This window comes from Pseudomonas moorei (assembly GCF_042846945.1).
GTDB lineage: Bacteria > Pseudomonadota > Gammaproteobacteria > Pseudomonadales > Pseudomonadaceae > Aquipseudomonas > Aquipseudomonas moorei.
The window spans coordinates 3,577,091-3,600,082 of record NZ_AP035776.1 but is presented as its reverse complement, the minus strand read 5'-3'; the positions used below and the strand labels follow the sequence as shown (position 1 = coordinate 3,600,082).

24 protein-coding genes are annotated in these 22,992 nt (G+C 62.0%); 18 read left to right on the top strand and 6 right to left on the bottom strand.

Going from position 1 to position 22,992, the window contains the following annotated elements:
* The first annotated feature begins 351 nt into the window (after positions 1–351).
* Positions 352–2,034 carry a dihydroxy-acid dehydratase gene (ilvD, locus tag ACGJAX_RS16965; RefSeq protein WP_390955444.1) on the top strand — a complete coding sequence of 561 codons (1,683 nt, stop codon included), beginning with the start codon at positions 352–354 and terminating at the stop codon, positions 2,032–2,034.
* 45 nt (positions 2,035–2,079) lie between these two features.
* On the opposite strand, the gene ACGJAX_RS16960 is transcribed toward ilvD, so the two are convergent.
* Genes ACGJAX_RS16960 through nirB form a run of 3 tightly spaced genes read right to left on the bottom strand, consistent with a single transcriptional unit; the run spans position 2,080 to position 5,490 of the window.
* On the bottom strand, positions 2,080–2,520 hold the full coding sequence (locus ACGJAX_RS16960) for a CBS domain-containing protein (protein ID WP_390955443.1): 441 nt from the start codon (positions 2,518–2,520) through the stop codon (positions 2,080–2,082).
* A gap of 31 nt (positions 2,521–2,551) precedes the next feature.
* A complete protein-coding gene (nirD, locus tag ACGJAX_RS16955) occupies positions 2,552–2,929 on the bottom strand; it encodes a nitrite reductase small subunit NirD (RefSeq protein ID WP_390955442.1) in 378 nt (125 codons plus the stop codon).
* Entirely contained in the window at positions 2,929–5,490 is a 2,562-nt protein-coding gene (nirB, locus tag ACGJAX_RS16950; RefSeq protein ID WP_390955441.1) for a nitrite reductase large subunit NirB, read from the bottom strand. The genes nirD and nirB overlap by 1 nt, the downstream gene beginning before the upstream one ends.
* Before the next feature lie 696 nt (positions 5,491–6,186).
* On the opposite strand from nirB, the gene ACGJAX_RS16945 reads away from it, so the two are divergent.
* Both ACGJAX_RS16945 and ACGJAX_RS16940 read left to right on the top strand, forming a co-directional pair.
* Complete coding sequence (locus ACGJAX_RS16945; protein WP_090319609.1) at positions 6,187–6,792, top strand: SCO family protein; 606 nt, start codon at positions 6,187–6,189, stop codon at positions 6,790–6,792.
* Positions 6,792–7,283, top strand: a complete 492-nt coding sequence (locus ACGJAX_RS16940) for a copper chaperone PCu(A)C (RefSeq protein ID WP_390955440.1) — start codon at positions 6,792–6,794, stop codon at positions 7,281–7,283. The genes ACGJAX_RS16945 and ACGJAX_RS16940 overlap by 1 nt, the downstream gene beginning before the upstream one ends.
* Positions 7,284–7,354: 71 nt before the next feature.
* Here the strand turns inward: ACGJAX_RS16940 and ACGJAX_RS16935 are convergent, their stop codons facing one another.
* The gene (locus ACGJAX_RS16935; RefSeq protein ID WP_390959895.1) at positions 7,355–7,762 is read right to left on the bottom strand and encodes a DUF1801 domain-containing protein; all 408 of its coding nucleotides are present in this window, start codon (positions 7,760–7,762) and stop codon (positions 7,355–7,357) included.
* Positions 7,763–7,919: 157 nt separating this feature from the next.
* Here ACGJAX_RS16935 and ACGJAX_RS16930 point away from each other — a divergent pair, with 157 nt between their 5' ends.
* Both ACGJAX_RS16930 and ACGJAX_RS16925 read left to right on the top strand, forming a co-directional pair.
* Entirely contained in the window at positions 7,920–8,111 is a 192-nt protein-coding gene (locus ACGJAX_RS16930) for a hypothetical protein (RefSeq protein WP_390955439.1), read from the top strand.
* Positions 8,112–8,262: 151 nt separating this feature from the next.
* Positions 8,263–8,736 (top strand): hemerythrin domain-containing protein, encoded by a 474-nt coding sequence (locus ACGJAX_RS16925; protein WP_247255135.1) that lies wholly within the window; start codon positions 8,263–8,265, stop codon positions 8,734–8,736.
* A 53-nt stretch (positions 8,737–8,789) separates the two neighbouring features.
* Here ACGJAX_RS16925 and ACGJAX_RS16920 read toward each other — a convergent pair whose 3' ends face one another.
* Positions 8,790–9,521 (bottom strand): DUF72 domain-containing protein, encoded by a 732-nt coding sequence (locus ACGJAX_RS16920; protein WP_390955438.1) that lies wholly within the window; start codon positions 9,519–9,521, stop codon positions 8,790–8,792.
* Between the two features lie 233 nt (positions 9,522–9,754).
* Between ACGJAX_RS16920 and ACGJAX_RS16915 the strand changes: the two genes are divergently transcribed.
* The 8 genes from ACGJAX_RS16915 (at position 9,755) to ACGJAX_RS16880 (ending at position 16,663) form a co-directional block, all read left to right on the top strand.
* Entirely contained in the window at positions 9,755–10,345 is a 591-nt protein-coding gene (locus tag ACGJAX_RS16915; RefSeq protein ID WP_247255137.1) for an amino acid synthesis family protein, read from the top strand.
* Between the two features lie 44 nt (positions 10,346–10,389).
* The gene (locus tag ACGJAX_RS16910) at positions 10,390–11,223 is read left to right on the top strand and encodes an alpha/beta fold hydrolase (protein WP_090319583.1); all 834 of its coding nucleotides are present in this window, start codon (positions 10,390–10,392) and stop codon (positions 11,221–11,223) included.
* Positions 11,220–12,701, top strand: a complete 1,482-nt coding sequence (locus ACGJAX_RS16905) for an aldehyde dehydrogenase (protein ID WP_090319580.1) — start codon at positions 11,220–11,222, stop codon at positions 12,699–12,701. Before ACGJAX_RS16910 ends, ACGJAX_RS16905 begins: the two co-directional genes overlap by 4 nt.
* A gap of 12 nt (positions 12,702–12,713) precedes the next feature.
* Positions 12,714–13,199 carry a flavin reductase family protein gene (locus tag ACGJAX_RS16900; protein ID WP_090319577.1) on the top strand — a complete coding sequence of 162 codons (486 nt, stop codon included), beginning with the start codon at positions 12,714–12,716 and terminating at the stop codon, positions 13,197–13,199.
* A 150-nt stretch (positions 13,200–13,349) separates the two neighbouring features.
* On the top strand, positions 13,350–14,801 hold the full coding sequence (locus tag ACGJAX_RS16895; RefSeq protein WP_390955437.1) for a succinate-semialdehyde dehydrogenase: 1,452 nt from the start codon (positions 13,350–13,352) through the stop codon (positions 14,799–14,801).
* A gap of 64 nt (positions 14,802–14,865) precedes the next feature.
* A complete protein-coding gene (locus ACGJAX_RS16890) occupies positions 14,866–15,255 on the top strand; it encodes a carboxymuconolactone decarboxylase family protein (RefSeq protein WP_130210457.1) in 390 nt (129 codons plus the stop codon).
* A gap of 89 nt (positions 15,256–15,344) precedes the next feature.
* Positions 15,345–16,097: a GntR family transcriptional regulator gene (locus ACGJAX_RS16885; protein WP_020800935.1), complete on the top strand. Its 753-nt coding sequence runs from the start codon at positions 15,345–15,347 to the stop codon at positions 16,095–16,097.
* Between the two features lie 2 nt (positions 16,098–16,099).
* The gene (locus ACGJAX_RS16880; RefSeq protein ID WP_090319567.1) at positions 16,100–16,663 is read left to right on the top strand and encodes an NUDIX hydrolase; all 564 of its coding nucleotides are present in this window, start codon (positions 16,100–16,102) and stop codon (positions 16,661–16,663) included.
* 592 nt (positions 16,664–17,255) lie between these two features.
* On the opposite strand, the gene ACGJAX_RS16875 is transcribed toward ACGJAX_RS16880, so the two are convergent.
* Positions 17,256–17,552, bottom strand: a complete 297-nt coding sequence (locus ACGJAX_RS16875; protein WP_247254365.1) for a DUF1330 domain-containing protein — start codon at positions 17,550–17,552, stop codon at positions 17,256–17,258.
* A gap of 71 nt (positions 17,553–17,623) precedes the next feature.
* Between ACGJAX_RS16875 and ribBA the strand changes: the two genes are divergently transcribed.
* The 5 genes from ribBA to ACGJAX_RS16850 all read left to right on the top strand — a co-directional run bounded on the left by ribBA (position 17,624) and on the right by ACGJAX_RS16850 (position 22,932).
* On the top strand, positions 17,624–18,733 hold the full coding sequence (ribBA, locus tag ACGJAX_RS16870; RefSeq protein WP_090319560.1) for a bifunctional 3,4-dihydroxy-2-butanone-4-phosphate synthase/GTP cyclohydrolase II: 1,110 nt from the start codon (positions 17,624–17,626) through the stop codon (positions 18,731–18,733).
* Positions 18,734–18,989: 256 nt separating this feature from the next.
* The gene (locus tag ACGJAX_RS16865; protein ID WP_090319557.1) at positions 18,990–20,015 is read left to right on the top strand and encodes an ABC transporter substrate-binding protein; all 1,026 of its coding nucleotides are present in this window, start codon (positions 18,990–18,992) and stop codon (positions 20,013–20,015) included.
* Positions 20,012–20,944: an ABC transporter permease subunit gene (locus tag ACGJAX_RS16860; protein WP_390955436.1), complete on the top strand. Its 933-nt coding sequence runs from the start codon at positions 20,012–20,014 to the stop codon at positions 20,942–20,944. Before ACGJAX_RS16865 ends, ACGJAX_RS16860 begins: the two co-directional genes overlap by 4 nt.
* A 6-nt stretch (positions 20,945–20,950) precedes the next feature.
* Complete coding sequence (locus ACGJAX_RS16855; protein WP_218436750.1) at positions 20,951–21,760, top strand: ABC transporter permease; 810 nt, start codon at positions 20,951–20,953, stop codon at positions 21,758–21,760.
* Between the two features lie 17 nt (positions 21,761–21,777).
* Positions 21,778–22,932, top strand: a complete 1,155-nt coding sequence (locus ACGJAX_RS16850) for an ABC transporter ATP-binding protein (protein WP_090319548.1) — start codon at positions 21,778–21,780, stop codon at positions 22,930–22,932.
* Positions 22,933–22,992 lie beyond the last annotated feature (60 nt).

Below are 22,992 nucleotides of genomic sequence, written 5' to 3'. Positions count from 1 at the left end.
AAAACGTCATCCGCCCTTCCATCCTCACGCACGCAGCCCCGCGTTTAACGGCAGGTCAAGGGTTGCGGCACATCTGGATTGGAGGGTGGGCACACAAGGCCGACGAACTGCATCGACCCCAGTTATATGTCCCTTCTGAACTGACTTCTTATCTTTTTTGGCTTCAGCTACTTGAGCGACAGTGATTCCGTTCGCCTGTTTCGAGAACAGGAAAACTGAATAGGTCAAACCAAGTTGGCGCGAAGAATATCACGACACGACAAACCCGCGCGTCTGTTGCCGACTGGATAGTCCGGATACACGCGGTGGGACTTCTATACTGATGCTGTTTGTCTCAATGGGTGCATGGTCATGAGCGATAAAGACGATTTGCGCAAATACTCCTCTCAAGTCATCGACGGCGTGGAGGCCGCACCTGCCCGCGCCATGCTCCGGGCGGTAGGCTTCACCGACGAAGATTTCAAGAAACCGCAAATCGGCATTGCTTCCACCTGGGCGATGGTCACGCCCTGCAACATGCACATCGACAAACTGGCGATCGAAGCCGAAAAAGGCGCGAATGCCGCCGGTGCCAAGGGCGTGATTTTCAACACCATTACCATTTCCGACGGCATCGCCAACGGCACCGAAGGCATGAAATATTCGCTGGTGTCCCGCGAGGTGATTGCCGATTCCATCGAGGTGGTGGTCGGTTGTGAAGGCTTCGACGGACTGGTGACCGTGGGTGGATGCGACAAGAACATGCCAGGCTGCCTGATCGGCATGGCGCGCCTGAACCGGCCGTCGATCTTCGTCTATGGCGGCACCATCCGCCCCGGTGCCGGGCACACCGACATCATTTCCGTGTTCGAGGCTGTGGGTCAGCATGCGCGCGGGGACATCAGCGAAATCCAGGTCAAACAGATCGAGGAAGTGGCCATTCCCGGCCCCGGCTCCTGCGGCGGCATGTACACCGCCAACACCATGGCCTCGGCCATCGAGGCACTGGGCATGAGCCTGCCCGGTTCCAGTTCCCAGGACGCCATCGGCAGCGACAAGGCTTCGGACAGTTTCCGTGCCGGCCAGCAGGTCATGGAACTGCTCAAGCTCGACCTCAAACCCCGCGACATCATGACCCGCAAGGCTTTCGAAAATGCCATTCGCGTGGTGATCGCCCTCGCCGGCTCGACCAATGCGGTGCTGCATCTGTTGGCCATGGCCCACGCGGTCGACGTCGAACTGACCCTCGATGACTTCGTCGAGCTGGGCAAGATCTCTCCCGTGGTCGCCGACCTGCGCCCCAGTGGCAAGTACATGATGAGTGAACTGGTGGCCATCGGCGGCATTCAACCCTTGATGAAACGCATGCTGGCAGCCGGCATGCTGCACGGCGATGTGCTGACCGTCACCGGCAAGACCCTGGCGGAAAACCTCGAGAACGTCCCCGACTACCCCGCCGGCCAGGATGTGATCCTGCCCTTCGACCACCCCATCAAAAAGGACTCGCACCTGGTGGTGCTGCGCGGCAACCTCTCGCCCGGCGGCGCGGTGGCCAAGATCACCGGCAAGGAAGGCCTGCGCTTTGCAGGCTCGGCACGGGTCTACCACGGCGAAGAGGACGCACTGGCCGGCATCCTCAACGGTGACGTGCAACCCGGCGAAGTGATCGTGATCCGCTACGAAGGCCCCAAGGGCGGACCGGGCATGCGCGAAATGCTCTCGCCGACGTCGGCGGTAATGGGCAAGGGATTGGGCAAGGACGTGGCGCTGATCACCGATGGCCGCTTCTCCGGCGGCTCCCACGGCTTCGTGGTGGGGCATATCACGCCCGAGGCCTATGACGGCGGGCCGATTGCGCTGATCGAAAACGGCGACAGGATCACCATCGATGCCGAAACCCGGCAGATCACAGTCGATGTCTCCGATGCCGAACTGGCCGAGCGCAAGCGCCGTTGGGTGCGTCCGGAATCGAAGTACAAACGCGGGGTACTGGCCAAGTACGCGAAGACCGTGTCCAGCGCCTCTGAAGGCGCTGTCACGGACAAATACCTCTAAAGCCGCGCCGCCGACCCTGTTGGAGCTGGCAAGCCAGCTCCGGTTTCAATGCCCGCGGATATAGTGTTCGAACTGCCGGATCAAGTTGGCCTGCTCGACAATCGCTTCCTTGACCAGATCGCCAATCGACAGCAAACCAATCAGCTCGCCATTCTCGACCACGGGCAAGTGACGCAAATGGCTGTCCGTCATGACCGCCATGCAATGCTCGATGCTCTGTTGGCTGTCGGCCGTGACCACCGGCGAACTCATGATCGCCCTGACCGGCGTGCCGACTGACGAGCGCCCCAGCAAAACGACTTTTCTTGCATAGTCGCGCTCGCTGATCACCCCGACGACTTCACCCCTTTCGATCACCGGCAGAGCACCGACGTTCTTTTCGGCCATTTTCTTCACGGCCTCGAGCACCATCGCGTCCGGTGCGATGCTGTGCACCTGCTGGTTTTCCAGGGCCTTGAGCTTGAGCAACTGTGCGGCTGTCTTCATATCCGACTCCTGATGTGAATGGCCTGAACCGTCAGGCCACCCCGACCTCCACGACCCCATCGTTCAACCGCACCGGCCAGACCCGCAAACGCTGTTGCGGGTACTCCAGGCAGGAGCCGTCTTCCAGGCGGAAATGCTGCTTGTAGATCGGCGACGCCACCACCAGATCGCCCTTGATGCTGCCCACCAGACCGCGACCGATGACATTGGCCCCCGATTGCGGATCGTGGTTATCGATGGCGTAGAGCGTCTTGCCCTCGATGCCCGGCAGGTAGAACAACGCCACCTGCGCGCCGTCCAGCCACACCACCACACCGGAGTCGTTCACCAGATCCTGCTGGCGGCACACCGATTGCCAGATTGCGCACTGTTCATCGCGGTTGATGCGTTGGGTATTGGACGGGTTCATCAGACACGCTCCTCGGTGACAGGGATAAGGTTCAGTTCGGCGGCCATGATCGGGCGGCGTTGACCGCGCTCCTGGACGAAATGGATGTCCGGGTCCGGGCGCTTGTCGTTGACGAAGGTGCGGAAGCGCTTGAGTTTTTCCGGGTCCTTGAGGGCGTTGGCCCATTCGCATTCATAGCGGTTGACCACCAGTTGCATCTGCGACTCCAGTTCGGCGCCCAGGCCCAGGCTGTCGTGGATGATCACGTCCTTGAGGTAATCCAGACCACCCTCCAGGCTTTCGCGCCAGACCGAGGTGCGCTGCAGCTTGTCGGCGGTACGGATGTAGAACATCAGGAAGCGGTCGATGTAGCGGATCAGGGTGGCATCGTCCAGGTCGGTGGCGAACAGCTCGGCATGCCGCGGACGCATGCCACCGTTGCCGGCGATGTAGAGGTTCCAGCCTTTCTCGGTGGCGATCACGCCGACGTCCTTGCTTTGCGCCTCGGCGCACTCGCGGGTGCAACCGGACACCGCGAACTTGAGCTTGTGCGGCGAACGCAGGCCCTTGTAGCGGTCCTCGATCGTCAGGGCCATCTGCACGCTGTCCTGCACGCCGTAGCGGCACCAGGTGCTGCCGACGCAAGACTTCACCGTGCGGGTCGATTTGCCGTAGGCGTGGCCGGTTTCGAAGCCGGCTTCGATCAGTTCGCCCCAGATGTCCGGCAACTGATGCAGCTGGGCGCCGAACAGGTCGATCCGCTGGCCACCGGTGATTTTGGTGTAGAGGTCGTATTTCTTCGCGACCACGCCTATGGCGATCAATTTATCGGCGGTGATCTCGCCACCGGGAATGCGCGGCACTACCGAGTACGTGCCGTTCTTCTGCATGTTGGCCATGAAGGTGTCGTTGGTGTCCTGCAACGGCACCAGCGACGGGTCCATGATCGGCTGATTCCAGCACGACGCGAGGATCGAGCCCACGGCCGGCTTGCACACGTCGCAACCGGTGTGACCCCGGCCATGTTTGGCCAGCAGCTCCTCGAAAGTGATGATTCCTTCTACCCGCACCAGGGCATACAGCTCCTGGCGGGTGAAGGCGAAGTGTTCGCACAGGCTCTTGTCGACACTGACGCCACGGGCGATCAACTCATGCTCGAAGACTTGCTTGAGCAGACCGGCACAACCGCCGCAGCCGGTGCAGGCCTTGGTCTGCGACTTGAGCAGGCCCAGGTCGGTGCAGCCGCCGTCGATGGCCGAGCAGATGGCGCCCTTGGTCACGTTGTGGCAGGAGCAGACCGTCGCCGCCTCAGGCAAGGCGCCCGGCCCGAGGGTGGGGGCGCCTTCCGACGACGGCAGGATCAGCGCGGCCGGTTCGGACGGCAGGGTAATCGCGTTCTGCATGTATTGCAGCAGGGTGTCGTAATAGCTGTTGTCACCGATCAGCACCGCGCCAAGCACGCGTTTGCCGGTGGCGTCCACCACCAGGCGCCGGTAGCTGGCGCTCGTCTCGTCGATGAATTGGTAGCTGCGGGCACCGGGCGTATGGGCGTGGGCATCGCCGATGGAGCCGACGTCGACGCCCAGCAGTTTGAGCTTGGTCGACATGTCCGCCCCCTGGAACGGCTCGGCGACCTCATCGCACAGCCGCGCGGCGACGCTGCGTGCCATCTGGTAGCCGGGCGCGACCAGGCCGAACAGGCTGCCATTCCACGATGCGCACTCGCCGATGGCATAGATGTGCGGGTCACAGCTCAAGCACGTATCGTCGATCACCACGCCACCGCGCGGGCCGATCTCCAGCGCACATTGGCGAGCCAGCGCATCTTGCGCACGGATACCGGCGGAGAACACCACCAGGTCGGTTTCGAGGAATTCGTCGTTGGCAAAATTCATCCGATAGCGATAGTCCTCGCCGGCGCTGATCGATTGCGTGGCGCGGGACAGATGCACCCCGACACCCAGGCGTTCGATTTGCGCCTTGAGCGCCAGGCCACCCAGATCGTCCAGCTGCACCGGCATCAGGCGCGGGGCGAACTCCACGACATGGGCTTCAAGGCCCAGGCTCTTGAGCGCATTGGCCGCTTCCAGACCGAGCAGACCACCGCCGACCACCACGCCGCGCCGGGCACTGGCCGCCGCCGCTCGAATGGCATCGAGGTCTTCGAGGGTGCGATAGACCAGCCGCGAATCGCCTGCGGCGCCTTCAATCGGTGGCACAAAGGGGTACGAACCGGTGGCCAGGACCAGTTTGTCGTAGCTGACACACCCTTGCGCGGTGATGACCTGACGCCGCGCGCGGTCGATTTCCAGCACCGGCACGCCCAGGTGCAGGGTGACGCCGGGCGTCTGGTACAACGACGCATCGCTCAGCGCCAACGACTCCGCATCGCGGCCGGAGAAGTATTCGGAAAGGTGCACACGGTCGTAAGCGCGCATCGGCTCTTCGCTGAAGACATGCAAGCGATAGCGGTCAAGGGCGCCGCGTTCGATCAACTGCTCCACACAATGATGTCCGACCATGCCGTTGCCGATCACGACCAGCGTTTGCGGCTTGTTCAACGTGGCTACATTGGAATTCATAAACGACACCTGCCCAAAGCCAATCACGGAAAAAAAAGCAAAAAAAAACGCCTGAAACCTTGCGGTTCCAGGCGTCTTTGCCTGTTCTTTTGCGGTGTTGAAACCAGACGGCTATGCCTGATCCACCGATGTAGCCCACGACCTGTGCGGCCAGTCGATCGTCGTTGACCGAGCGGGCTGCCCCTCTTGTTCAGAGGGACTTGAGGGGACTAATGCAGCCTTTGTGCCAGTCGAGTGAAGGCGCCTGTTTATGGCCGTGAAAACAGGAGCGTCACCCCTTGCGAGCAAGGTTTCTGGCGAAAAAGCGGGCTTGTCGGTGGTGGATGTCTCAGGCGGGGAGACGTCAGGAAACCGCTTCGCACTGGTGCACGGTGCCCGACATCGCGCTCTAAAAGTGCAGAGGAGGCGTCTGTAGGCGCGAGCTGGCTCGCGATGGGCGCTAACGATAACGCTGGCCACCTGACACCCCGCGGCGCTCTCGGGTCCATCGCGAGCCGGCTCGCGCCTGCACCGGATCAGCGGCGAAAGCGCCATTTATCGGGTTGTGTACGGCTGGGCCGCGACCATTTGGCGCATGACCGGCGGGCGATCGATTAAGCGTCATGGGGCAACAGTTTGTTAACATCCACGCGCTTTTTTTCGTCTGATGCGTCAGGCACTGTGGTTTTTCAGTTGTGACACAGGAAGCTTTTTTCCATGAGTACGTTGTATACCCGTCGCACGGTCCTGCAAGGCATGGGCCTGCTGAGCCTTGGCCTGCTCGCCGGCTGCGATGACAGCAGCAAGCTGTCGTTCAAGTACGGCAAGGATCTGAGCGACAAGATCATGGGGCGTAATTTCAAGCTCAAGGACGCCCAGGGCGAGACCCGGATGCTCGGCAGCTACCGTGGCCTGATGCCGATGATCTTCTTCGGCTTCACCCAATGCCCGGCGGTCTGCCCGACGACCCTGGCCCGCGCCGCCCAGGCCAAGAAGCTGATGGGCCGCGACGGCGAACGCCTGCAAGTGATCTTCATCACCCTCGACCCCGAGCGCGATACCCCGCAAATGCTCGACAAATACGTCAAGGCCTTCGACCCGAGTTTCGAGGCGTTGTACGGCACCCTGGAAGAAACCGCCGCCACCGCCAAGGAGTTCGGCGTGTTCTATGAAAAGGTCCCGAGCGGCGACACCTACACCCTCTCCCACACCGCGACCAGCTACGTCTTCGATTCCAGGGGCAACTTGCGCCTGGGGCTGTCCGCGTCCCTTACCGCAAAAGAGTGCGCAGAAGACCTGCTCACCGTCATGGAGGTCTGCTGATGACTTCGTTCTGCGCAAAGCGTGTCAAACAACTGGCCCTGGGCCTGTCCCTGATCGGCATGGCCTGGCAGGTATCGGCGCAAACCCGGGTCAGCGACGCCTGGGTCCGCGCGACCGTGGCCGGCCAGCCTTCGACCGGGGCCTTCATGACCCTGCAGGCGGACACTGACAGCCAACTGCTCAGCGTGCAGTCGCCCGTCGCCAAGACCGTGCAGATTCACCAGATGAGCATGAAAGACGACGTGATGAAGATGGGTCAGGTCGAATCCGTCGCATTGCCGGCCGGCAAGCCGGTGAGCCTCGACCCCAGCGGCTACCACGTCATGTTGATGGACCTGACGGCCCAGGTGAAGGAAGGCGGCAAAGTGCCCCTGACCCTGATCGTGGAAAACGCCAAGGGCGAGAAAGAGACGATCAACATCGAAGCTGAAGCCAAGGCGCTGGGCACCATGGATCACGGCAGCATGATGGACCACAGCAAGATGCATTGATGTGCTGGCCGCCTCGTCCCGCGAGGCGGCTTATTGACCGGCAAGGGTCACTCAGCCAACGCCGCTCCCACTCACGCCCCTTTCGACGTATTAAGCACCACAGCCGCTCGTATGAGCGCCTTCAGCGCGGTTTCATTGATCTCGTCGCCTTCATGAATATCAATGGCACGCCGGGTATTGCCATCAAGGCTGGCGTTGAACAGCCCAGAAGGGTCGTCCAGTGATGCCCCCTTGGCGAAGGTCATCTTCACCGCGTTCTTGTAGGTTTCACCGGTGCAGATAATCCCGGCATGGGACCACACCGGAACCCCTCTCCATTTCAATTCCTCGACCACGTCAGGGTCGGCCTCCTTGACCAGCGCCCGGACCCGCGCAAGCGTCTCGCCTCGCCAGTCGTCCAGTTCCTTGATCTTCGTGTCTATCTGCTCGGAGGCAGTGCCGCCCTCTTTTGGTGGTGCAGCGGTTTTACCCTTTTGCATGATGATGACCGTCCTCCTGGCGCCGAATGGAGAGATTAGTAGATCGAGTCGTCCACGCAATGCGCCACGCCTTGCGAGCGGCGTGCCCACGTTTGGAAAAAAACCGAACTCCTGCCATTGCCCCTCCTCCAGTGTGCAGACACTGGAGGAAAGCACCATGAACGACGATGACCTGTTCAACCCTGCCGAGTCGGATGACACCAAGCGTCGGGACGAAGCCAATCCGCCCATCGGTTTTTCCGGGCCATGGACCGGTGGCAGTGCCGGGTGCTGCGCCACCCCCTTCGCGCCTGTGCCGCGGCCCGCGATTTGCAATGCCGGCACGACTGCGCTCGGGCAAGCTGCATGAGGCTTTGCGCCACTGCCCCCGCCAAGTCATTGATATCAGAGGCAGTTGCGGCGCGACCAGATTGGCACAGCTGATGCTCCTGTCCTGGGGCAACCACAGAGATTGCCGGCAACGACCGGTCCTGACTTCCCGTGACAGCAGAGGCTGAACCATGAACGCCATCGACATTCTGAAAGCCGACCATGAACGAGTAAAAGCCATCCTGACCCAGCTGAACGACTCAACCGAGCGCGCGGTAAAAAAACGCGCCGAATTGATTGGCAAACTGGAAATGGAGATCACCCTCCACACCAGGCTTGAAGAAGAAATTCTCTACCCGGCCTACAAAAAAGCCGGTGGTAAAGAACAGGAAAAAATGTACTACGAGGCCAAGGAAGAGCACCGCACGGTCGACTCCCTGGTGCTGCCTGACCTGAAGGCCACCGACCCGGCCAGTGTGGAATTTTCCGGGCGCGCCAAGGTGGTCAAGGAGTTGCTTGAGCATCACATCGAAGAAGAAGAAACGGAGATGTTTCCTCAGGCCAAAAAGCTGTTGGGCAAAGCGCAACTGGACGAACTGGGGGCACAAATGGAGGCGATGAAGGCTTCTTACAAAAAGTCACTGGGCGACGGCATGGCGGCCTGATTCCTGACCGGCACGACCTTGAAGCCTGAGCGCGGGCTCATTCGACGCCGCGCTCAGGCTTCGCCGTGTAAAGACGCCGCCAGCGTCAAGGCATTGCCCAGCGCAGCGCCGCTGGCGGTATTGTCAAACATGCACCAGGTGGCTTGCCCCTCGGCGGTGGCCTTAAACCTGTGAGCGAGGTTTTCCAGCCAATGTTGCTCATAGGCGCTGTAGTAAATACGTGGCGAGCCATGCAACCGCCAGTACTTGAACCCCTGCCACCCTCGCGGCGTTGAATCGGTGCTGATACGCGACGGATCCACCACCGCCTGGGCAATGCGATGGCGCACCAGCCGTGGCTCGGCATCGGTCCAGGATTCATGACGCGGTTCCAATACCACCTCCCCGAAAAACCGCTGCCTCAAAGCGACAAAAAATGCATCGGCAAGCGGTTCTGCAAACGCCAGTGACGGCGGCAGTTGCAGCAACAGGCAACCCAGACGATCGCCCAACCCCAAGCATTGGCCCAGAAAGTCATCGAGCTCCTGCTCGCAGTGTTGCAAACGCCGAACGTGGGAAATCAGCTTCGGCATCTTCACGCAAAAGCGAAAGTCGGCGGGCACCGAATCCGCCCAGCGAGCATAGGTTTGCCGACGATGGGGGCGATAAAACGAGCTGTTGATTTCAACGCTGCCCAGAATCGCTGCATAGCGTTGCAAGTGCGTGCCCTGGGTGGGAAACGCCAAAAGATGCTCGCGGCCCAGACTCCAGCCGGCGCAGCCCACGTAAAACCGCTGAGCGTTCAATTGCGCACCTTGCCTGCATGCCTTGTCGAGCCCGATTGGCTGGATCCCTACGGTAAAGGCATGTCCGGCGCTCGGCAGTTCCCTTTTTCAACTATTCAACACCGCCATCCGATCAATGGCTCGCGGGTTTGCGCACCTTCCGACCAGAAACTCGATTCAGGGTCTTGCACTAACGGTATTATGGTATACCATCAGACGCACAGACACTTTTTCACTCTGAAATGGAGCCGCTCATGAGTTTCGAAATCCGCAAGATCGTCAGCTACATCGAAGAAACCTTTATCGAAGGCGGCAAGGCCAGCGATACGCCTGTGACCATGGTCGGGCTGGCCGTGGTGATGAAAAACCCTTGGGTGGGCAACGGCTTTGTCGAAGACCTGAAACCACAGATCCGCGCCAACTGCTCCGACCTCGGCGCCATGATGGTTGAACGCCTGGTGGGTCTGATCGGCGGTGCCGAGAAGATCGAAGCCTACGGCAAGGCGGCCGTGGTCGGCGCCGACGGCGAAATCGAGCACGCCTCGGCCGTGATCCACACCCTGCGCTTCGGCAACCATTACCGCGAAGCCGTGAAAGCCAAGAGCTACCTGAGCTTCACCAACAAGCGCGGCGGCCCGGGCACCTCGATCCAGATCCCGATGATGCACAAGGACGATGAAGGCCTGCGTTCGCACTACATCACCCTGGAAATGCAGATCGAAGACGCACCGCGTGCCGACGAAATAGTCGTGGTCCTGGGTTGCGCCGATGGCGGCCGCCTGCACCCACGCATCGGCAATCGCTACATCGATCTTGAAGAACTGGCGGCCGAGAAAGCCCAGTAAGACGGCCGGCATAACGACAACAAGAAGGTATGCAGGAGCGCTCCATGATTCGGCTCACCGCTGAAACCACCCCGGCTGGAACCAGTTACCTGGCGACCGGCCAAGGCCAGCCCGTGGTCTTGATCCACGGCGTGGGCCTGAATAAAGAAATGTGGGGCGGCCAGATCGTTGGCCTGGCCTCCCAGTACCGGGTTATCGCCTACGACATGCTCGGTCATGGCGCCAGCCCGCGCCCGGAAAGCGGCACGCCCCTGCTCGGCTATGCCGACCAGTTGCTGGAGCTGCTCGATCACCTGCAACTGCCCAAGGCGGCGGTGATCGGTTTCTCCATGGGCGGGCTGGTGGCGCGGGCCTTCGCCCTGCATTACCCGCAACGCTTGCAAAGCCTGGTGGTGCTCAACAGCGTGTTCAACCGCAGCGCCGAACAGCGCGCCGGTGTGATCGCCCGCACCAGCCAGGCCGCCGAGCATGGACCGGACGCCAACGCCGAAGCGGCGTTGTCGCGCTGGTTCAGCCGCGAATACCAGGCGGCCAATCCGGCGCAGATCGCCGCGATTCGCCAGACCCTGGCAGGCAATGACCCCCAGGGTTACCTGACCACCTATGAATTGTTCGCGACCCAGGACATGTACCGCGCCGATGATCTGCCCGGCATCCAGGTGCCGACCCTGATCGCCACCGGCGAACTGGACCCCGGCTCGACCCCGGAGATGGCCCGGCAACTGGCCGAACGCATTCCCGGCGCGACCGTTGCCGTCCTCGCCGAACAGCGGCATATGATGCCCGTAGAATCGCCGCGCCTGGTCAACCAGCTGTTGCTGGAATTTCTCGATAAAGCGCACTCCCGACAAAACCATATAAAGGGGATCGTTGCATGACACTCGCACGCTTCCAGATGTGCATCGGCGGTGAATGGGTCGATGCCCTGTCCGGCAAGACCTTCGAAAGCCTGAACCCGGCCCTGGCCGAACCCTGGGCCGAACTGCCCGATGCCGACGAAGCCGATGTCGAGCGCGCCGTGCAGGCTGCGCAGACGGCTTTCGACAGCCCGGCCTGGCGTGGCCTGACCGCCACCGCGCGCGGCAAACTGCTGCGGCGCCTGGGCGACTTGATCGCCGAAAACAAGGAACAACTGGCGCAGCTGGAAAGCCGCGACAACGGCAAGCTGATTCGCGAAACCCGCGGTCAGGTCGGCTATCTGCCGGAGTTTTTCCACTACACCGCAGGCCTGGCCGACAAGCTCGAAGGCGGCACCCTGCCGCTGGACAAGCCAGACCTGTTTGCCTACACCGTGCACGAAGCCATGGGCGTGGTCGCCGCGATCATTCCGTGGAACAGCCCGCTGTACCTGACCGCGATCAAGCTCGCCCCGGCGCTGGCGGCGGGCAACACCATCGTGATCAAGCCGTCCGAACACGCGTCGGCGACCATTCTCGAACTGGCCCGTTTGGCTTTGGAAGCCGGCATTCCGCCGGGCGTGGTCAACGTCGTCACCGGTTATGGCCCAAGCACCGGCGCCGCCCTCACCCGCCATCCGCTGGTCCGCAAAATCGCCTTCACCGGCGGTGCGGCCACGGCGCGACATGTGGTGCGCAGCAGCGCCGAGAACTTCGCCAAGCTGTCCCTGGAATTGGGCGGCAAATCACCGAACATCATTTTCGCCGACGCCGACCTCGACAGCGCGATCAACGGCGCCATCGCCGGGATCTATGCCGCCTCCGGGCAGAGCTGCGTATCGGGTTCGCGCCTGTTGGTGCAGGACGAAATCTACGACGAATTCGTCGGTCGCCTGGTGGAACGCGCCCAGCGCATCCGCATCGGCAACCCACAGGAAGACAGCAGCGAAATGGGCCCGATGGCCACCGCCCAGCAACTGGCGGTCGTTGAAGGCCTGGTCGCCGATGCGATTGCCGAAGGCGCGCGCCTGCGCCTGGGGGGCAAGCGTCCGCAGCATCTGGGCGAGGGCTGGTTCTATGAGCCGACCTTGTTCGAATGCGACCGCAACTCGATGAAGATCATGCAGGAAGAAGTCTTTGGCCCGGTGGCTTCGGTCATCCGTTTCAAGGACGAAGCCGAAGCCCTGGCGATCGCCAACGACTCGCAGTTCGGCCTCGCCGCCGGCATCTGGACCCGCGACCTGGGCCGTGCCCATCGCCTGGCCCGTGACGTGCGTTCGGGGATCATCTGGGTCAACACCTACCGCGCGGTTTCGGCCATGGCGCCGATCGGCGGGTTCAAGAACAGCGGCTATGGACGCGAGAGCGGCATCGATTCGGTGCTGGCCTACACCGAGCTGAAAACGGTGTGGATCAACCTTTCCCAGGCGCCAATGCCTGATCCATTCGTGATGCGCTAGGAGTCCAGAGAAATGATCGAGCCCGGCATTTACAAAGACGTCATGAGTTCGTTTCCGTCCGGCGTCACGGTGGTCACCACCCTGGACCCCGACGGCGGCATCGTCGGCATCACCGCCAGCGCCTTCAGTGCATTGTCGATTGATCCGGCCCTGGTGCTGTTCTGCCCCAACTATGCCTCGGACACCTACCCGGTGCTGCGCGACAGCAAGCAATTCGCGATTCACCTGCTGTCCGCCGACCAGACCGCCGAAGCCTATGCCTTTGCCGGCAAAGGCAAGGACAAGGCCAAAGGCATCGACTGGCACCTGAGCGAACTCGGCAACCCGCTGCTGGCCAAGGCCACGGCGATCATCGAGTGCGAACTGTGGCGCGAATACGACGGCGGCGATCACGCCATCATCGTCGGCGCGGTGAAGAACCTGATTCTGCCCGAGCAACCGGTGACGCCGATGATCTACCACAAAGGCAAGCTGGGCCCACTGCCCACCCTGGCCTGACACAGTCCCTGTAGGAGCGAGCCTGCTCCGGGCGGCGCTCGACGATGGTCGTGAACGATAACGCGTGCTGCCTGACAGCCCTTGGCGTTCTCGGGTTTTTCGCGAGCAGGCTCGCTCCCACAGGGTCCACCACTTTACTCAGGAGCCGGCATGAGCCCAGCAGCCTCATCACTGTTCCGCCAGCAGGCGTACATCAACGGCCAATGGCTGGATGCACCCGACGGCACGCAACAGGACATCTTCAACCCGGCCACCGGTGAACTCATCGGCCGCGTGCCGAACCTTGGCGCCGAGCATGCGCGCCTGGCCATCGAGGCCGCCAATAAAGCCTGGCCGGCCTGGCGCGGCTTGACCGCCAAGGAGCGCAGCAACACGCTCAAGCGCTGGCACGCGCTGATGCTGGAGAACGCCGACGCCCTGGCCGAGATCCTCACCCTCGAACAAGGCAAGCCATTGGCCGAAGCCAAGGGTGAAATCCTCTACGCTGCCAGTTTTATCGAGTGGTTCGCCGAAGAGGCCAAGCGCATCTATGGCGACACCATTCCCAGCCACAAGGGCGATGCACGCATCGTCGTCAGCAAAGAACCGATTGGCGTGGTCGCGGCCATCACGCCGTGGAACTTCCCGGCGGCGATGATCACCCGCAAGGCCGGCCCGGCACTGGCCGCTGGCTGCCCGTGCATCGTCAAACCGGCGCCGGAAACGCCGTTCTCGGCCCTGGCCATGGCCGCGCTGGCCGAACAGGCGGGCATTCCTGCGGGCATCTTCAACGTGATCACCGGCGACGCCATTGCCATCGGTGGTGAACTGACCGCCAGCCCGCTGGTGCGCAAACTGTCGTTCACCGGCTCCACGGCGATCGGCAAATTGCTCATGGCGCAATGCGCGCCGACGCTGAAGAAGGTTTCGCTGGAACTGGGCGGTAACGCACCGTTCATCGTCTTCGACGATGCCGACCTGGAGCGTGCCGTGGAAGGCGCGCTGATTGCCAAGTTCCGCAACGCCGGGCAGACCTGCGTCTGCGTCAACCGTTTCCTGGTGCAGGACGGCATTCATGACGCCTTTGTCGCGCGGCTGGCCGAGCGGGTATCGCAGCTCAAGGTCGGCAGCGGTTTCGAGGCGGGCATCACTCAAGGTCCGTTGATCAATGAACGCGCCGTGGCCAAGGTCGAAGACCATGTGCAGGACGCACTCGCCCGGGGCGCCCGCCTGCTGTGCGGCGGCGAGCGTCATGCGCTGGGCAACGGGTTCTTCCAGCCAACGGTACTGGCCGGCGTCACCCCGCAGATGAAAGTCGCCAAGGAGGAAACCTTCGGCCCGCTGGCGCCGGTGTTCCGCTTCGATAGCGAAGCCGAGGCCGTGCACATGGCCAACGACACCGAATTCGGCCTCGCCGCCTACTGCTACACCCGCGATCTGGGGCGCGCCTGGCGCATGAGCGAAGCGCTGGAGTACGGCATGGTCGGGATCAACGAAGGGCTGATTTCCACCGAAGTCGCGCCCTTTGGCGGAATAAAATCCTCAGGCCTGGGCCGCGAAGGCTCCAGGTACGGCATCGAGGACTACCTTGAACTCAAGTACACCCTGATGGGTGGGCTGTAGGTCATGTTGATCAACCTTTAGGAGCCGGCTCCTACAGGACAGAACCTCTCGGGAGAGAATTGAGATGAACAACGAGAAGTACGAGAAAGGCTTGCAGATCCGCACTCAGGTGCTGGGCGAAGCCTATGTCAATCGCTCCATCGAGAACGCCGACGACTTCACCCGCCCCCTGCAGGAAATGGTCACCGAATACTGCTGGGGTCACGTCTGGGGTCGCGAGGGTCTGTCGCTCAAGGAGCGCAGCATGATCAACCTGGCGATGATCTCGGCCCTCAACCGGCCGCACGAACTCAAGCTGCATGTGCGCGGCGCCTTGCGTAACGGCTTGAGTCGTGAGCAAATACGCGAAATTCTGCTTCAGGTCGGCATATATTGCGGTGTTCCCGCTGCCGTCGACAGTTTCCGGCTCGCCCGTGAAGCCTTCGCCGAAGCCGATGCCGAGGCCTCCAGTTAACCCCTTGGCTGTTTGATCCGACCGAGCACGGAGATTGCTGCAATCGAAGTGCTTTTTTTGCATGGACAGCCACAATCAGAGCGGACCCCATGAAACGCCTGCCACTCGACGACAGCTTCAAGGTCAATCGCAATCCCGTTACCCTGCGCGAAATCGTGCTGGATAAATTGCGAAGCGCCATCATGAACTTCCAGCTTCTGCCGGGAGACCGTCTGGTCGAACGCGATCTGTGCGATCGCCTGGGCGTCAGTCGTACCTCCGTGCGCGAAGCCCTGCGTCACCTTGAATCCGAAGGTCTGGTGGAATTCGCCGACGCCAAGGGCCCACGCGTGGCGATCATCACCCTGGCCGATGCGGTCGATATCTACGAGCTGCGTTGCGTGCTCGAAGGCCTGATCGTCCAGCTGTTCACCCTGCGCGCCAAGGCCAAGGACATCAAGGCCCTGGAAAAAGCCCTGGAAGAAAACCGCCAGGCCTTGAAGGAAGGTGAACTGCAACAGGTCATCGACTCCGTACAGGGCTTCTATGACGTGTTGCTCGAAGGCTCCGGCAACCATGTCGCGGCCACCCAGTTGCGCCAATTGCAGGCGCGCATCAGTTACTTGCGCGCGACCTCGGTGTCCCAGGAAAACCGTCGTGGCGCCAGTAACCAGGAAATGGAACGCATGGTCGAGGCGATCAAGAGCGGTGATCCGCTGGCCGCTCACCAGGCCTGCGTCGACCACGTCCGCGCCGCCGCCACCGTGGCCCTCGACTACCTCAAGCGCAAGCAGGAAGAGACCGGGGCAATCCCCGAGATCACCCAGCCCATCGCCCTCAAAGAACCCCGCATAGGTCGTTGATCATGTTCAGCCCGAGCTTTTGTCCGAAGTGTGGCAGTCCTGACCTGGGTCAACAGCTGCCGCCGGGCGATACGCACGAGCGCCTGATGTGCCGCGGCTGCGGCTACATCCACTACGTCAATCCGAAAATCATTGCCGGCTGCATCATCGAGCAGGACGGCAAGTACTTGCTGTGCCAGCGCGCCATCCCGCCGCGTCCGGGCACCTGGACGCTACCGGCGGGCTTCATGGAAGCCGGCGAAACCACCGAGCAGGCGGCATTGCGCGAGGTCTGGGAAGAAAGCGGCGTACGCGCGGAAATCCTTTCGCCGTACTCGATCTTCAGCGTGCCGAAGATCAGCGAGGTGTACATCATCTTCCGCGCCATCGCCCTGGAAATCACCGGCCAGTACGGGCCGGAAACCCTCGACTATAAATTCTTCGCGCCCGAGGACATTCCCTGGGACAGCATCTATTACCCGGCGATCCGGCAGATTCTCGAACGCTACATCGAAGAGCGGCAGGCTGGGGTCTACGGCATCTACATCGGCAACGACGATACCGGCAAGATTCACTTCATTCGCTAACGCCCCCGTAGGAGCGAGCCTGCTCCGGGCGGCGTTCCGACGATGGTCGTTAACGATGATGCGGGGAGTCTGACACCCCGCAGTGTTCTCAAGTCCATCGCGAGCAGGCTCGCTCCTACAGAAAAGCACAGCAACGCGCGCCACCCCGCTCCTCACCACTCATCAGGCCGAGCGTTAGCTCGCCTGCAGCTCTTGATCTTGATCCACCCGCCCCTTCGGGAGGCTGAGTGGAGGTGTTCATCCGGGGAGTGGCGCGCAGCGCCGTTCGACGCAGTCGAACACGCTGCATGTAGGTCGAAGCGAAGCCGACCGGAGGGCAGTGTCCCCGGATGGATACCGCAGCGAAGGAACCCCGAGCCTCAGCGAGGGGCCGGACGCCGGGGCGAGCCTTTTTGGGTACTTTTTTGGCGTTTGAAAAAAGTGCCTCGCCGTAAGGGCGAAACCCTAAGCCGCCGTTACCGCAGCAACGGATATGTACTCAATCAACAAAACGCAGGTCGGCTGTCAGGCCGCCATCGCTGCGATGCGGCGCCCCGACAAGCTAGCTCCTACGGTAGATCTGGGGACAACCTGAAGGGTACCCATCCACCCATCAAACCGGCGCCACCCCCTCGACAATGATCACCTCGGCCCGAGCCGCCCCCTCGCGGTGCCCCTTGGCCTCTTGATAGAGATCCGACCGATAACAGGCCACCGCCTGGTCATAGGAATCAAACTCGATCACCACACTGCGTTGCGGTGTTTGCCGCCCTTCCATCGCCTCGCTGCGCCCGCCGCGCGCCAATATCCGCCCGCCGTATTCGGCAAACGCCTTGGGCGCCCGCTGGGTGTAGTGGCTGTATTGATCGGGGTCGGTGATATCCACGTGAGCAATCCAGTACGCCTTCATAGTGACCTCTCCATTTGTTTTGTATTATGGTATACCACAACGCATCTCCATCAAACACCGAGAATCCAGACATGGCCTTCAACAGCATCGAAGAAATCATCGAAGACTACCGCCAAGGCAAGATGGTGCTCCTGGTTGACGACGAGGACCGGGAAAACGAAGGCGACCTGTTGCTCGCCGCCGACCGTTGCAGCGCCGAAGCCATCAGCTTCATGGCGCGGGAGGCACGCGGGCTGATCTGCCTGACCTTGACCGACGAGCACTGCCAGCGCCTTGGCCTGGAACAGATGGTGCCGAGCAATGGCAGCGTGTTCAGCACGGCGTTCACCGTGTCGATCGAAGCCGCCGTCGGTGTGACCACCGGCATCTCCGCCGCCGACCGGGCGCGTACCGTCGCTGCGGCCGTGGCCCACGGCGCGAGCGCCGCCGATATCGTGCAGCCCGGTCATATTTTCCCCCTGCGCGCCCGCGAAGGCGGCGTCCTGACCCGCGCCGGGCATACCGAGGCCGGTTGCGACCTGGCGCGCCTGGCCGGCTTCACCCCGGCCTCGGTGATCGTCGAAGTCATGAATGACGACGGCACCATGGCCCGTCGCCCGGATCTGGAAGTGTTCGCGCGCAAACACGGGATCAAGATCGGCACCATCGCCGATTTGATCCACTATCGTTTAAGTACCGAGCACACGGTGGTACGCATCGGCGAGCGCGAGCTGCCCACGGTGCATGGCACCTTCCGTCTGATCACCTTTGAGGACCGCATCGAAGGCGGTGTCCACATGGCCATGGTGATGGGCGACTTGCGCCGCGATGAAGCGACGTTGGTGCGCGTGCACGTGATCGACCCGTTGCGCGATCTGGTCGGTGCCGAATACAGCGGGCCGTCCAACTGGACGTTATGGGCGGCGTTACAGCGAGTGGCTGAAGAAGGACGTGGCGTGGTTGTGGTGCTGGCCAATCACGAATCCTCGCAAGCGCTGCTGGAGCGCGTACCGCAATTGACCCAAACGCCACGGCAGTTCAGCCGTTCGCAGTCGCGGATCTATTCGGAAGTGGGTACCGGTGCGCAGATCCTGCAAAACCTCGGCGTGGGCAAGCTGCGGCACCTTGGGCCACCGCTGAAATACGCCGGTTTGACCGGGTACGACCTGGAAGTGGTGGAGAGTATTCCCTTCACCCAGTGACCCGAGCGGAATTGCCCCCGTGGCAGCGAGCTTGCTCGCTACCACAAGGGATGGTGGTGATCAGAGGCACCGAAGTTTTCCAGAAAAAGCCGATTCGGCAGATAGCCGGTAAGGCAAAGTGCTTGCACAAAGTTTGGAATACCATAATATGATATTCCATAGACCGGACAGTCAGAACTGACTCGAAGGGCCTACTGCTCCCGACTGGCGGGCACTCAAAAGCCCCGCTCATAAACACAACAATGAGGGCGTGAAAATGGTGTTGAACAAACGTGTAACCGCAGCGATTTTTGCGGGACTGCTGAGCGTCACCAGCCAGGCGTTGATGGCGGCTGAAAGCGTCAACTTCGTCAGCTGGGGCGGTAGCACCCAGGACGCGCAGAAGCAGGCCTGGGCCGACCCGTTCAGCAAGGCCACCGGCATCACCGTGGTCCAGGATGGCCCGACCGACTACGGCAAGCTCAAAGCCATGGTCGAAAGCGGCAACGTGCAATGGGACGTGGTCGATGTCGAAGCTGACTTCGCCTTGCGCGCCGCCTCCGAAGGCTTGCTCGAACCCCTCGATTTCAAAGTCATCGATCGCACCAAGATCGACCCGCGGTTCGTCTCCGATCACGGTGTCGGTTCGTTCTTCTTCTCCTTCGTCCTCGGCTACAACGAAGGCAAGCTCGGCGCCGCCAAGCCTCAGGACTGGTCCGCGCTGTTCGACACCAAGACCTACCCCGGCAAACGCGCCCTCTACAAATGGCCGAGCCCTGGCGTGCTGGAACTGGCGCTGCTGGCCGACGGCGTGCCTGCCGACAAGCTCTACCCGCTGGACCTGGATCGCGCCTTCAAGAAACTCGACACCATCAAGAAAGACATCGTCTGGTGGGGCGGTGGCGCGCAGTCGCAACAGTTGCTGGCCTCTGGCGAAGCGAGCATGGGCCAGTTCTGGAACGGCCGGATCCACGCCCTGCAGGAAGACGGCGCCCCGGTTGGCGTAAGCTGGAAACAGAACCTGGTCATGGCCGACATCCTGGTCATTCCAAAAGGTTCGAAAAACAAGGACGCGGCGATGAAGTTCCTGGCCAACGCCAGCAGTGCCAAGGGCCAGGCCGACTTCTCCAACCTGACCGCCTACGCCCCGGTCAACGTCGACAGCGTGGCGCGCCTGGACTCGGTGCTCGCCCCTAACCTGCCGACGGCCTACGTTAAGGATCAGATCACTCTTGATTTCGCGTACTGGGCCAAGAACGGTCCGGCCATCGCGACACGGTGGAACGAATGGCTGGTCAAATGAAAATGACGGTAACCGCGTCCCGTCCATCCACGCCCGTCGGGAGCGCCTCCGGCGCTGCCGGCAAGGCCGCTGCGATGACGCAAACCCCGACCCTGGCGCAGCGCTGGCGTGGTGCGAGCAACCTGATCCCCGCGCTGTTGTTCCTCGGCCTGTTTTTTCTCGCGCCGTTGATTGGCTTGCTGTTGCGCGGCGTGCTTGAACCGGTGACGGGCCTGGGCAACTACGAACAGTTGTTCGCCAACTCGGCGTACGCCCGGGTGCTGCTCAACACCTTCTCGGTGGCCGGCCTGGTCACGCTGTTCAGCCTGTTGCTGGGCTTCCCGCTGGCCTGGGCGATCACCCTGGTGCCGCGCGGCTGGGGTCGCTGGATCCTCAACATCGTGCTGTTGTCGATGTGGACCAGCCTCCTCGCCCGCACCTACTCCTGGCTGGTGCTGCTGCAAGCCTCCGGGGTGATCAACAAGGCACTGATGGCCATGGGCATCATCGATCAGCCGCTGGAGATGGTGCACAACCTGACCGGCGTGGTGATCGGCATGAGCTACATCATGATCCCGTTCATCGTGCTGCCGCTGCAGGCGACCATGCAGGCCATCGACCCGATGATCCTGCAGGCCGGTTCGATCTGCGGCGCCAGTCCGTGGACCAACTTCTTCCGGGTGTTCCTGCCGCTGTGCCGGCCGGGGCTGTTCTCCGGCGGCTTGATGGTGTTCGTGATGTCGCTGGGTTACTACGTCACCCCGGCACTGCTGGGCGGTGCGCAGAACATGATGCTGCCCGAGTTCATCATTCAGCAGGTGCAGTCGTTCCTCAACTGGGGACTGGCCAGCGCCGGCGCCGCGTTGCTGATCGTCATTACGCTGGTGCTGTTCTACTTCTACCTGAAGCTTCAGCCGGAATCCCCGGTTGGCGCCAGTAACGCGAGGTAAGCCGTCATGCTCCTGACTCCCAATGCCATGAGCCGCCGGATGCGCTTCGGCCTGTACACCACCACCGGGCTGATCGGACTGTTCCTGTTGCTGCCGATCGTGTTCATCGTGCTGCTGTCGTTCGGATCGTCGCAATGGCTGGTGTTCCCGCCACCGGGCTGGACGCTGAAATGGTACGTCCAGTTCTTCTCCAACGCCGACTGGATGAACGCGGCCATGGCCAGCCTCAAGGTCGCGGTGCTGACCACGTTCTTTGCGGTGGCCCTGGGCCTGCCGACGGCGTTCGCCCTGGTGCGCGGCCGCTTCCCCGGCCGGGAAATGCTCTACGGCCTGTTCACCCTGCCGATGATCGTGCCATTGGTGATCATCGCGGTGGCGGTATACGCGCTGTTCCTGAAGCTGGGCTACACCGGGACGATGTTCGCGTTCGTGGTCAGCCATGTGATTGTCGCGTTGCCGTTCACCATCATCTCGATCATCAACTCGCTGAAGCTGTTCGACCAGTCGATCGAGGATGCCGCGGTGATCTGCGGTGCCTCGCGCCTGCAAGCGGTGTTCAAGGTGACCTTCCCGGCGATTCGTCCGGGCATGGTGGCCGGCGCCCTCTTCGCCTTCCTCGTCTCGTGGGATGAAGTGGTGCTGAGCGTGATGATGGCCAGCCCGACCCTGCAGACCCTTCCCGTGAAAATGTGGACCACCCTGCGCCAGGACCTGACGCCCGTGATCGCCGTCGCTTCGACGCTGCTGATCGGCCTCTCGGTATTGGTCATGGTAATCGCCGCCGCACTGCGCCGGCGCAACGAAATCAGCGCCTGAGCGCGCAGGAGTACGACATGAGTGCAGTGATCAAAGATAGCGCGCAACAAAACGACCAGCCGCTGGTCAGCCTGCGCAACCTGAACAAGTACTACGGCGACTTCGCCGCCGTGGACAACATCTCGCTGGACATCAAGGACGGTGAGTTCCTGACCTTCCTCGGCTCCAGCGGCTCCGGCAAAAGCACCACCCTGTCGATGCTCGCCGGCTTCGAAACCCCGAGCAGCGGCGAGATCCTGGTCAACGGCCAGTCGCTGGTCAATGTACCGCCGCACAAGCGCGACATCGGCATGGTGTTCCAGCGCTACTCGCTGTTCCCGCATCTGTCGGTGCGCGACAACATCGCCTTCCCGCTGACGATTCGCAAACTGGCCGCGGCCGAACGTGAACGCCGGGTCGATGCGATGCTCAAGTTGGTGCAGCTGGAGCAATTTGCCCATCGCCGCCCTTCGCAACTCTCCGGCGGTCAGCAACAGCGGGTCGCCATCGCTCGGGCGCTGGTCTACGAGCCACGCATCCTGCTGATGGACGAACCCCTCGGCGCCCTGGACAAAAAACTGCGTGAAGACTTGCAGGATGAACTGCGTCAGCTGCATCGGCGCCTGGGCATCACCATCGTCTACGTGACCCACGATCAGGAAGAAGCCATGCGTTTGTCCCAGCGCATCGCGATCTTCAGCCACGGCAAGATCGTTGGCCTGGGCAGCGGCTATGACCTGTACCAGAACCCGCCGAATGCCTTCGTCGCCTCGTTCCTCGGCAACTCGAACTTCCTCAAGCTCAAGGCCCAGGGCAATGCGGCGGCCTCGTTTGAAGGTCAGTCGCTGTCGATCCGCCTGACCGCCGGGCTGCAAACCCATCAGGATGTGCTGCTGATGGTGCGTCCGGAAAAGGCGCTGGCCTTGAGCGTTGAGCAAGCGGCCAAGGAGCCCCTGGCGGCAGGCTGGAATGAAGTCTCGGCCAAGGTCGTGGAAGTGCTGTTCCTGGGCGAAAGCCAGACCTGCAGCGTGGTGACCTCGGGCGGCACATCAATGACCGTCAAGGCGTTGTCGGCGGCCGGCATGCCCATGAAGGCGGGAGATCCGGTGCGTGTGCGCTGGGCGACGGCGGATGCCTGCGTCTATACCGAATGGGCTGAAAGCGATCTGAACAAGGCTGCCGGAGCCCATTGATTCGTTGCGGTCCATGCCAGTGGACCGTAGTCAGGTGTCACCCTCGGGCCAGCGCAACGT